A 12,450-nucleotide genomic window follows, 5' to 3' on the forward strand; every position below is an offset into this window, starting at 1 on the left:
ATTAATACAATATACTATTGAGCGAACATAAACCGTAAGGTGACGCCACCGCTGGTTGTGGTGATCGGATAAGAGGTGGTTACGTACGGGATCGTCTGACTCCGGTTGTAGAAGAAACGTATCGTAAAGCTTTGGTTGATCAGGTAGTCAACAGTGGGAGCAATGGTAATCACCTTCTGGCCACGGCTCACTACATCCGTCATCAGAGACAGGTAGGTATTCGTGGTTTTATCATCGCGGATACCTACGTCTACTTTAATGTTCAGGTCATTTTTCAGCACACGTTTACCCGCAATTGGGAAAGGCAGGCGCATACCCCGTACGCGGTATCCGAGCCCGAACACATATTCAAAGCTCCTGGTCTCGCTCACCTGGTAATCAATGAGGCTCAGGCTCACAACCCTGTTGCGACGGATCTCAAATTTTGAAGTCAGGTTATTTTTCATGGTAACATCCACGGCAAACATCGGGTTCAGCTGATCGGTAAGCGTAATATTCGGCACCTGAAAATAAGGTATGTAGTTGCCTGTGTTCGAATCGATGAACGAAGGATACCCTACTCCTCTTAAATCCTGGTAAGTGAGCGCCGAGTTGAAGGCATTCATCGCCATAGTACCGGTGTAGGCGCTGCTGATAACGATGTTGTTAAAGATCATCTTGAAGCCCGGAATCTTCGTAAGACCGTTGTAGGTGATCCGCCAGTTGGGCGCCGGCAGGTAAAAACGGAACGGATTTGAATTGAGCTTATTCCGGTTATCATAATCGAGCAAGGCCACACTGCTGGCGCTCTGACCCGTGTAAGCGGCCAGGAAAGCGGGTATCAGCACCTCCTGTGAATAAGCGGTATAACCTTTCTTATAGCTCGGATCGTTCGGGTCGGATACATTTCTGGTATAAGGATTTGCCGAACCCAGGCGCGATGAGATCGTGACACGGTTATTGACAAATTCAAGGAAGGTACCCGAACGCGAAGACGATGGCTTGAACATCGTTTTGAGTCCGATATAGCTCTGAGAAAATGTACCGGTATGGTACTGATTCAGGTTATTGAATTCCGGAGTAGACTGGTAGGAGGTGTCTTTATATAGTTCGCTGAATGTTTTGGAGAATGTGCGGTTAGCCGAGAAGTCGATACGCAGATCGGCAATAGGTTCCACCTGCGCCGTAACACTGATGTTCTGGCTGTAGGATTGTGAAAACTGGGAATTGAACAATGTATCACGGCTCAGCTTACCATCCTTACCCAGTTGATCCAGCCAGGCCAGTTGCGGCTGGTAGCCGAATGCATAAGCAAGGCCGGGAGATCCCGTGGAACTTACACCCAGGTATTTTGCGGAATCCATAAAACCAGGCAGTGTGGTTCCGCCCGATTCGGTATAGTTCATTGTTACTCGCTTGAGCATGGTGATCATTTTCCCACCGAATCGCTCTGCCCTGGAAATTTCGGGAACGGAATTACGACGCGCAAGCCTTGCCGCTTTTTTGGCAGCTTTCTTCTTCGCGGCTTCCGCTTTGTTGTGTGCTATTTCTTCCGCTTTCTGCACCTGCTTTACCGAATCGATCTGGGCATCGGTATAGCCGGTAAGATCAATTACTTTAGGCACATAGGGCTTCACCTCGTATTTGCTTTTCTTCTTTTTATTATCGTCTGCAGGCTTCTGATTTGAAGCCGTTGCATCGGGTTGTTTGAGATCCATCATCCCCCCCGGTCCGCCCTGCAAAACAGTATTTCCGCCGGTCTTCCCGCTGGGGAGCGGTGCACCTCTTGCCTCCATCATGGCTCCTCCCGGTTTCGGCATCACGGGTGCATTCACAGCCTTCAGCCAGCGTTGCTTATTGTATAACTGCGCGAAATTCAGTTCTCCGTTTATCTGCTTCTGGCTGGTATTCGCAATTGTGTTACCCAGGTTTCTTGCCAGCTGCGATGCAGCAGTCCAGGTGTAGGTAGCGCCATAGGTAACCTTAAGACTGGTCCAGTCGGTAAGCGGTGTTTTGGCCAGCGGCACATTATAACTCGCGTTGAAGTTCTGACTGAACTGGGTATTCCGTCCAAGGTTCCTGATGGCAGTCCAGAGCGAATCGCGTTTCTCTTTTGTATCGATTTTGCCGTAGGGTTCGTCCACACGGGAACGGTTGATCGCGCTGTAGTCAAACGAAAGGGAGCGCGTAAGTTCCCACCTCATATTGTAGGTACGCGTCCAGATAAAATTCTTAAAAAAGATAGGAGCAATCTTATAGTCTCCGTCTCCGATCACACGTACCTGCGTTTCCTCCATCACCTTATTCATATCGTTGCGGAAAGAGAAATTAACGGGTACCGGATTAAAATTAAAATCTTTCACCAGTCCGAACCACTTCGATTTGCTGTGAATCAGTTTTTTAAACGGTTCAATCGGCTTCGACTTGAAATTGTGCGTGTATCCCAGTCCGAACGTCTGCGTTTCCAGATCATCACTTTCGATGAGGGAATTATGTTTGAACTGTTTGTTGTAGGAATAACTGAAATCAAAATTCTTAATGCTGTAGAATTTAGGTTTGCTGTTTGCTTTTGTGTTACCGAGTATACGGGCATTGGCGATATTGAAGCTGGTGATGGAGGTGAAGTCCTGGGCGGCACGGCGCAGCGAATCACGTTTGGCGGGATCTGCAGTGGCGTTCAGCAGGTTCTCCATTTTCTGATCCAGGTCGTAAGGATTATATTTCGGATTGCTCACGTTCTGGGAATAACCCAGGAAAAACGGAAGTGATACACCCCAGTTTTTCGGCATGAGTTTACCCAACTGGAGATTCGACGACGCATCGTAGGTATAAATACTGTTCTGAGAGCGCTGGTTTACCTTCTGGTCGATACTTCCATAGCCAGCTGTGCTGGTAGATCCGGAAAGGCGTACACTCCCGAGATCTGCCAGTTGTATATTGGTTTTACCTGCTGCTGCATAAGCGGGTGTGGTGGTGATGCCGCTTACACGCAATTCGTCAAACCATACTTCAAGACATTTCGGAAGCCCGTCATCGGAAGGATGTGTATTGTCTTTTTTAGGATTCGCCACACCCAGCATCACGTTCTTGGCATCTCCGATATTCGGTTGCCCCACCACCATAATTATTGAGCCGTCGCTCATTGTCTCCTGGTAAGGGACATAGCTCGCAAGACCCTTATCGTTACGATGCGTTTTTACGGCAACGAGATCATCAAGTGTCAGGGCAACTTCGTTGGAAGAAGGCCATATATCCGACTGTGTACTGGCACCGGCAAGCGTTACATTCAGCGGACGGCGGTATTCATAATAGTTATTGGTGAAGTCGCTTCCTATACGCATGAACATCTGCACATCTCCGTTCTGCAGAGATGATTTCCCTACCTGCGCTTCCGCGTGCACAAACAGACGCAGCTTATCGAACTGACGGATATCTGTCGAACCCAGAGATTTAAACACACCACGAGAATCGCCGTCTTTCAGATTACAAACCTGCAGGGACAGTGACTGCTCATTCTGCTGAATGGTCTGACCATTGCTCACGGCCTGCTGCTGACGCGTAACACCCGGAGGAATCACGTAAGGAATGGGAGAACGTTTGCTGTTCTCCTCCACGCTTACGGAAAGCAACGTGAAGTCTGTTGTGGAGTTATCGATCGGAACATTCTCTCCGGGATTGAGGAGCGAATACATGTAACGGCGCCAGGTGTTACGTCCGAGCTGAAGCCTTCCGAAACGTACGGTCACACTGTCTTCAAATCCGCTCAGGTACATACGCATGAAACGGATAGAACGGAAATCGTTGATATTGCCGACCTTATTCTGGAACTCGGCAATCGGAATTTTGAACTGATACCAGGTTTCGGGCTCCTTCTGTCCGTTGGGTAAAGTTACACCAGGGTTGTCGTAACGATCGGTAATAAAGTTCGTTCCGACTTTCATGTTCGGAGTGATATCGATGCGGTACTGGTAATAATTCTCTGCCTCGTTGAGCGTATTATCCTTGTTCAGGTCTTCCGATTCCGGATAAGTGGTGTTTGCAGATGAGAACGAAGATGAATTGTCTGCTATCGGGGAGTTACCCTGTGTATTGTTGTAACGCTTGTACCGTTGCAGGATGTATGCATTATCGTATTCGTCGCCGCGGAAATAGTGATAGTCGTCGTTCGCCGGGTCTTTCTGCGCCTGTATGAACGAAGGGGAAGTAGCACCAACCTTAAAACGCAATCCGTCCAGGTAATCCTGGAACTTCTGCGTTTCCTCGTCATTGTTCATCAGGTCGAAGCCCACGTCCTGTATCGCGCGGGTTGCGGGATCATTATCGAATGAGCGGGTGATCTGCATCGCGAACGACGGTGCATACCCCCAGGTAGTGCTGACGAGTTTGGTAGTGTCTTTGGGATTCGTGATACCATTCTCGTAAGCCATATTGTGGTCCTTCATCACATCTTCGGAAATGTCTCCGAGATTGACGTACAGCGAACCACCGGAAGAAAGGCTGCGGTTGTTGATAAACGGATCCAGGATCCACATCTCTATATACTCTACATTCGACTGTTCAAAGTCTGTATTGTCAATATAGCGTGAAATACCACCCCAGCGTTGTTTGGGATTCAGCAACTTACCGGTTAGCGGGTCAATATTGTCTACATCAAAGTTGTAGGGTCCTCTTTCCTGCGGATAAAAAGACAGATCGAAAGTAGCCAGCGAATTCTGCAGCGTATTATTCGACGTTTGCGGGAATACGTCCTGTACCTGCACCATACGGATATAGTGCTGATCCGGGTCGTTTTTCACATAACCCGGTGTTCCGCCGGTAGGGTCTACCAGTGTCGGCTCGATCTGGTACCAGGCAAGCTTCGCGCGATTGCTGTTGTAGGCACGCGTGTCGAGCGTTGCTTCCGGGAAAAGTATGGAGCCGTCTTTACCTATAGCCTGTGTGGGCGTGGAAGCGAGCATCCAGTTCTGAACCGGTGTTTTCAGATCATAAGAGCTGCGGGTACCTTCAAAGTCATCGATGTAAACAGTACCGCCCGGATCTACTCCGTCGATCACTTTCGAGTGACCCGGGAATAAACCGGCAACCTCACCGGATGCGGTAATAAAGGAACTTGCGGTAGTGGAATAGATCGGCAGTTTATCCAGTGCACGTGTGAGCGCCGGGAACTCCGACTGGTAGCTCGCGTCCAGCCCGAGATTGGTATTGCGGATCGGGTCTTCACCGATCGTCGTCTTTTGTGTAAACGGACGCTCGGTCAGACGCATGAACGTTCCACCCAGCGTCAGCTTGGGATTCAGAATATAGTCAAACCGGGAGCCGGTGAAATTCTGCTGCTGGAAACCGAATGTGGCATTGTCTTCATACTGCACATTGATCGGGATACCGGAGTTTAGAATACCGGAGTTGAGGATTTTAATTCTACCCAGTCCGTAATCGATCTGGTAATCCTGATTCTCAACCAGGCGCTGCCCACCCGCGGTAACAGATACGGAACCTTGCGGGATATTAAATCCACCGAGCGAAATCTCGCTTGAAGAAGACGACTTATACGTTCCGCGCATTATATAACGGTTGTTCTGCTGCGACTGAAGCGCTACCGTTTTCGTGGAATCGTACAGTATCTGGTAAGGATATTTGCGTTGCAGAACAGGATCCGGACCAATAGCCGGAATAAGGTCGGACCCAAAAGGCTCGAGCACCGGGAAAATGACTTTGCCTTGCTGGGTATTGATCGTAATTCCCTCCACAAAGTCGAACACCCCGTCCGGAGAAGGGTCATTCTGCTGGTTCAGGCGGTCGAGATTCAGTACGGAAAGCAGCGGCAGTCCGGCAGATTCGCCTTCGGGCAGGTAGCGCTTTTCCCCTCCTCCCGGATCCTGATAGAGTACGTTCAGGCGGAAACTTTCTTTAGAAATTCCATATCCTCCGATCGCATAAACGTTTTTCATCATCAGGTCCCAGATCGGGAGCTTAGGCGAGTTGGACGTACCTTTCAGCAATTTCAGGAAGATCATCCGCTGATTGGTGGAATCGGGTGTGAGGTCTTCGGAAAACTCACCCACCTGGTATACTTTACCGTTATAGGTATACCGGAATGCCACTCCGACCACTTCATCCGGGTTCGGTTGTGTATTCAGGGAGATATATCCCAATTGGGCATTGAATGAATATTCGGATGGATTCAGCTTACGGGCGGTAACAGTAGAAAAGTCAACTCCCTGAGTAAGGCCAAGACTCTGCATCGCCAGGGCATAACCACCTTGCAAACGCGCGTTCGGCAACTGCAGCAATCGCGAATACAGATCATTGGCGTTATTATCCGGAAGATTCAGCGGTATTGATCCTGGTATCAGCGTACTATTATACGGCTTGCTCTCCCCAAGGTCCATAAATGCAAGGATGCTGCGTACACCGGTAACGGCACCGGTACGGTTAGCAATCCAGACTTCGATTTTATTGATCGAGATCAGCGAGTTGATTACCGGAAAGTTCTTCAGCGCTTTATTGTAATTGTCGCGGAAGTAATGCGCAAGCAGAAAGTTCTTATTTTCCTCGTATGCGTCGGCTTTGATATTGAATTGCTGCGTCTGTGCACCTCCCTGTATTGTAAGACTGTTTTGTTTGGATTTCTGCTGGGAAAGAACGGTCGTTACCCAAAGCTTACCGAACTGCAATTGCGTTTTTAGTCCGAACAGACTCTGGCGTCCGCTCAGCAATGCGCTTTTTAAGGGGAAACTTGTGTTACCGGCCTCTATCTTTTTGATGATCTCGTCTTCCTTACCGGTATATTCCACCCGTTGCATATTCTGGAAGTCGAACGTGGCTTTGGTATTGTTACTGATGTTCAATTTCATCTTGTCACCGATGGTGGCAAGCAAATTGATGTTCATCTGCAGGTCGAAGTTGAAAGCTCCGAACTTTTGCTGACGTTGCGTCAGCGCGGGATTTTTGATATTCTGCCAGTTGCCACCGAAAGTGACATCCACATTTCCCTGAGGACGCACCTGAATTCCCGTTCCGCCGAAAATACGGTCGAACATACCCTCTTTATACATAGTGGGTAATTCCGGCTTTTTATTGAACATTGTATTCGCATCCATACGACGGCGCCAGTAGCTGCGCTCGTCTTCCTCCGCCTTATATCGCTGGTATTCTTCCTGCGTCATGTAGGTAGGCGTACGGATATACTGATCTCCTACTTTATCAACAAAATAGAACTTGTCTTCTTTTTCATCATATTCCACCGTTCTCTTAACGTTGCCGGGATCGTTCAGATCCACGGAACCGGGTTTTGAATCGATGGAAGATTCCTTATCGCGGAGCGGGAATTTTAAAGAATCTGTGGAACTGCCGGGAGTCTGTGCAGATGCAGAAGAACATAGCAACAACAGCAGGCTTAAAGCCAGCATCATCCGATAGCCCCACACACCGCAACTATGCATCTGTTGATTGTCCTTCAATGGTTACTTGTAGATAAGGTTGGTCATTACAAATTCCGGAACGCCTCTCTAACCAGTTCTTCCACAGGAAGCTGGTCGCCGTCTTTCACTTTTTTCAAAGCAGTTTCTGCGGCGGATTTGTTAATACCTAAGTTCATTAGAGCTATTAACGCATCATTAGCATTTGTATTGTGCACCGGTGCAGAATTATCCGACCCCGCAACGGTGGCAGGAACAGATAGTTTTCCTTTCAGTTCCAGAATGATACGTTGAGCGGTTTTTGCTCCTATTCCCTTGATCTTTTCCAATACGTTACTCTGACCGGAGACGATTGCACGTTCCAGTTCCGAAGGACTTAATGCCGACAGGATCATGCGGGCGGTACCTGCCCCTACACCATTTACACCAATAAGCTGGCGGAAGGTGTCTTTTTCATAGGTATCTGAAAAGCCGAATAGTGTCCAGCCGTCCTCACTCACCTTCAGATGGGTGTACAGCCGCACCTGCTCAAGATGCCGGATCTGGTCAAAAGTCCGTAATGTTATATGCACCTCATACCCAACGCCGTTTACATCAATAAACAGCAGGGAAGGTGATTTATGGGTAATCTTTCCTTCAAGATAAGCAAACATAGGGTGGTGTTGGTTGCCGAAGCGTGCAAGCTAAAAAAAAGCGACGTAAACCGGTACGTCGCTCTTGGATTTTTTTTAAAAGTAAGTTATTCTTCCCACCAAGGTTCCGCGCGGGTCTTGAATTTATAGAAGAAGGTAATGGAAAAGCTCGAAAATCCATCGGGACCTTTGTTGCTGCCACGCATTTCTCCTGTCTTGTGGGTTTTGTTCGGATCCAGTTCCCAGGATTTATCCCTCATGGCAGTGGCCTGTTTCACCTGTGCAGGTGTCAGTCCGTTCTGAGCATATAACGCAGGATCGATATAATTCTGACTAACGCCATCGAGGTAATCCGTAAAGCATTTACGATAAACCCATTCCGCACCGATACCGAAAGACGGGCTTAGATCCCATTTGATACCGATACCCAAAGGAATAGCAAGCTGCCATTGAGAATAAGCTTTGGGCATACCGCTCTCTTTAAATCCGTCGCCTTCCACGTGCAGATCATACAGGTCGATCCACTCACCGGTAGACGCGCCGGCACTACCGTCTTTTTCCACGTAACGGCCTTTCGCATTGAAATGATAACCTGCAATACCTGCAAGCAGGTAAGGCTGGAAGTGCATTTTTGCAGCGCGGCTCAGCGGTGAAATACGGAAAGGATTGATCTCAAACATGAAAGAACCTTCCCAGATGGTGGTGCGTACGTCCAGGTTACGCTGGTAACGTTGCACCGCATCGGTTTCATATTTGGTTTCTTTTTCAGCCAGGTCTTTATTCATTTTATCACCGGCACTTACAATGCCGTATGAAATACCGGTACGCATTACAAGCGCCGGCCAGGACGAATAACGAACGTACAATCCGCCAAATGGCTGAATATAACTGCTGTAGTTGGAATTTTTAAAGTGTTCGATCGGAGATTTGGTGCCCACATCGCCCCACAAATCGCCGGTTCCCACCTTCACACCCAAAGACCAGCAACGACGCTCGATGTATTCACGATCTAATTGGGCCGAAGCTGAAAAGGCAAATCCGAGAGCTAAGGCAGTTGTGCAAAATGAACTGATGAGTTTGGTCTTCATGTTCTTATAACCGAATTTGGGTACAAGATATAAAACTTTGATTTTAATAAAAGTTTTTGAGAGAGAAATTTGAAAAAAAGTTACAATGCCTTATTTACCCTGAAACGCCGCTTTGCGCTTTTCCAGGAAAGCCGCAACTCCCTCTGCTTTATCTGCCGTATCAAAGCATTCTCCGAATGCGGTCACTTCATTTGCAAATCCGTTCGGATCACATTTTGCCGCCTGGTTTACGAGGGCAATAGACTTCGCCACAGCCAGCGGTGCTTTCCCGTTGATTTTCGTCAGTATCTTTTTAGCCTCATCCAGCAAGGAACCGATCGGGAACACATGATTCACCAGACCCAGGTTTTTTGCCTCTTCCGCGCCGATCATGTCGCCGGTAAGAATCAGTTCCATTGCTTTCCCCTTGCCGATCAGTTGGGTAAGTCGTTGCGTACCGCCGTAACCGGGTATCAGGCCGAGGTTCACTTCGGGCTGACCGAACTTGGCATTCTCACTTGCGATACGGAAGTGACAGCTCATTGCGAGTTCGCAGCCGCCACCGAGTGCAAAACCATTCACAGCGGCTATAATAGGTTTATGTGCGTTCTCGATTTTGGAAAATACCAGATCCTGACCGCGTTGGCCAAGTGCCGCACCACCCTTTCCGTCCAGCTCTGTAAACTCTGAAATATCCGCACCGGCAACAAAAGCCTTTTCTCCGGAACCGGTAATAATCACAGATTTAACCTCGGGATTGGACAGACATTCGTCCAGCGCATTTCCCAGATCGGTGATTACATCTTTATTAAGTGCGTTCATTTTCTCCGCACGATTGATCGTGATGATCAGGATTCCATCCTGTAAATCAGTAAGCAGTGTCATGTGTTGATTTTTTGGATCACGAATGTACTAAACACGGCATTTTATCAAACAATATTTTCAGAACAACTACTTTAATACAAAGTAAACAAATGAAATTAAGCATATTACAATACTCATCTAAACTAAAATATACCTTAACTCCTAGTCAACTGCCGCCTTAGGAGCATACGATAAAATAAAAAATCGCATTTCTAAAACAAACCAAACATAATCAGCGACCATCTAAAGTATCACTTCAACTAAAAAGTCTGTCCTGACAAATCCTGCCGGAGATATTCTGAACTCTTTAACACTCATCTTACGCTGCGTGTACGTAAAAATCCGATTAACAATTTACTTTAGGTAGTCAAACTAAATAATTAGTTAACAATTAATAATAACAAATTAATGACCAAATCTAAGAACTGCCTTCCACCCTGTTTCTTCGGATGAAAGAAATCTTCGGCAGAATATAAGCGAAATTAATAGCAGTTGCAGGCTAAACGCATAACACAATAATTATTTACTGTTTACCTTCGCGCCTCAAACCGTAATTCATGGGTAAAATCTCCATCAACATAGCCACCGGCAGTATTCAAAAACAGGACATTATTGTAGGTATCGATCTGGGTACGACCAACAGCCTTATCAGCATCGTTCGGGAAGACAGCAGACAACCCATTGCACTAAGGGAAATTGATGGTCTGACTTTAGTGCCGTCTGTCGTTCATTTTGACGAACACGGCAATCCGAGTGTCGGTGTGGAAGCAGTGAAAAAGCTGATCACAGATCCTCAGCATACCATCTATTCGGTAAAACGTCTTATGGGAAAATCCTATAAAGACGTAGATACGGAGAGCGCTTTCTTTGCTTATAAGGTAATTGATGACAATACCGATTCGCTGGTAAAAGTCCAGGTAAACGATAAATTCTATACCCCTGTTGAATTGTCTGCGCTGATTCTCCGTGAATTGAAACAGCGTGCGGAGCATATTCTGAAAACGCCGGTCGGGAAAGCCGTGATCACTGTGCCGGCTTACTTCAATGACACACAACGCCAGGCCACACGCGATGCCGGAAAACTCGCAGGACTGGACGTATTAAGGATCATCAACGAACCTACGGCAGCGAGTCTCGCCTACGGTATGGGGATTAAGGCAGACGAAGAAAAAACGATCGCGGTATATGATCTTGGGGGGGGCACCTTCGACATTTCCATCCTGCATATTCATAATGGCATCTGCGAGGTATTATCTACCAATGGCGACACCCACCTCGGTGGAGACGATTTCGACAAAGCGATCGCAGACCACTGGATACGCCAACACGGACTGGACTATCAGCCGGAGCTTCGTCTGATAGCAGAAGAAGCGAAAAAGACACTGTCAGACACCGATCAATTCAGTTCCTCGTTTGCAGGGAAAGCACTGACATTGACTGCCGGTGAATTTGCAGAACTGGTGCAACCATTGATCCAAAAAAGTCTCGATTGTTCGAAAAATGCGCTGAACGATGCGCAACTCAGCACTACCAATATCGACGAAGTGGTGATGGTGGGCGGATCGACAAGAATGCCGGTCGTCAAAAATGCAGTAAAAGCGTTTTTCGGAAAAGACACCCTGAACGATTTCCTGAATCCCGACGAGGTGGTTGCACTAGGTGCCGCCATACAGGCCGACATCCTTGCCGGCAACAACACCGAGATGCTGCTGCTGGATGTGACGCCACTGAGCCTGGGATTGGAAACGATGGGCGGGCTCATGGATGTGCTGATTCCCCGGAATTCAAAGATCCCCAACCGTGCATCACGCCAATATACTACCCAGAAAGACGGACAGAGCGGTATGCGTATCTCCGTTTTCCAGGGAGAGAGAGACCTCGTTCAGGACAATCGTGCGCTGGCCAGTTTTAACCTGAGCGGCATCCCTGCAATGCCCGCCGGATTGCCGAAAGTGGAAGTGAGCTTCCTGATAGACGCCGATGGCATTCTGAAGGTGAGTGCCGTGGAACTGAGAAGCGGTATCAGCCAGTCGATCGAAGTAGCCCCGAAATATGGTCTCACTGACGAACAGATGGAGCAGATGCTGTTGGACTCCCTCACGCATGCGAAGGAAGATATGCAGACGCGTGCGCTGGTGGAAGCACAGACGGAGGCAAGGCAGATGTGCGATACGGTAGAAAAATTTCTGAGCAAAAACGCCTCATTGCTGAACGCCGACGAAACGGATGCAACCAGGCGCCAACTCGCTGTGCTTCAGGAAAGCATACAAAACGCAACAAAAGACGCTATCCAGAAAGAAACCGAATTACTGAATGAAATCACCCGCCCGTTTGCCGAAAGAGTGATGGATATTGCACTCAAGGAAGCGATGCGCGGAAAGAAGATAATTTAATTCGCCCCCGGATATCTCCATATAGCAACAGATTATAGTGCTTACGACCAAAAGTCGTTAACTTGCTTCATTGTATATTAAATTTTTGCGAAAAATA

General features: G+C 47.9%; 5 protein-coding genes. 1 reads left to right on the forward strand and 4 read right to left on the reverse strand.

Translation table 11 applies throughout. The features are described from left to right. Positions 1-14 precede the first annotated feature (14 nt). From sov to ABD846_RS08610, 4 genes are all read right to left on the reverse strand, one after another. Complete coding sequence (gene sov / locus ABD846_RS08595) at positions 15-7,439, reverse strand: T9SS outer membrane translocon Sov/SprA (protein ID WP_344825309.1); 7,425 nt, start codon at positions 7,437-7,439, stop codon at positions 15-17. A 26-nt stretch (positions 7,440-7,465) separates the two neighbouring features. After that, positions 7,466-8,050: a Holliday junction branch migration protein RuvA gene (gene ruvA / locus ABD846_RS08600; RefSeq protein ID WP_344825312.1), complete on the reverse strand. Its 585-nt coding sequence runs from the start codon at positions 8,048-8,050 to the stop codon at positions 7,466-7,468. A gap of 86 nt (positions 8,051-8,136) precedes the next feature. Then, on the reverse strand, positions 8,137-9,117 hold the full coding sequence (locus tag ABD846_RS08605) for a hypothetical protein (protein WP_344825315.1): 981 nt from the start codon (positions 9,115-9,117) through the stop codon (positions 8,137-8,139). Positions 9,118-9,207: 90 nt separating this feature from the next. After that, entirely contained in the window at positions 9,208-9,981 is a 774-nt protein-coding gene (locus ABD846_RS08610) for an enoyl-CoA hydratase/isomerase family protein (protein ID WP_344825318.1), read from the reverse strand. A gap of 536 nt (positions 9,982-10,517) precedes the next feature. Here ABD846_RS08610 and hscA point away from each other — a divergent pair. Beyond that, entirely contained in the window at positions 10,518-12,353 is a 1,836-nt protein-coding gene (gene hscA / locus ABD846_RS08615; RefSeq protein ID WP_344825321.1) for a Fe-S protein assembly chaperone HscA, read from the forward strand. Positions 12,354-12,450: the final 97 nt, after the last annotated feature.

The organism is Rurimicrobium arvi (assembly GCF_039540495.1).
Lineage (GTDB): Bacteria > Bacteroidota > Bacteroidia > Chitinophagales > Chitinophagaceae > Rurimicrobium > Rurimicrobium arvi.

Excerpts from the sequence above, each read along its gene's own strand:
- ruvA (WP_344825312.1), bottom strand. The coding sequence starts at position 8,050 with ATGTTTGCTTATCTTGAAGGAAAGATTACCCATAAATCACCTTCCCTG.
- ABD846_RS08605 (WP_344825315.1), bottom strand. The coding sequence starts at position 9,117 with ATGAAGACCAAACTCATCAGTTCATTTTGCACAACTGCCTTAGCTCTC.
- ABD846_RS08610 (WP_344825318.1), bottom strand. The coding sequence starts at position 9,981 with ATGACACTGCTTACTGATTTACAGGATGGAATCCTGATCATCACGATC.
- hscA (WP_344825321.1), top strand. The coding sequence starts at position 10,518 with ATGGGTAAAATCTCCATCAACATAGCCACCGGCAGTATTCAAAAACAG.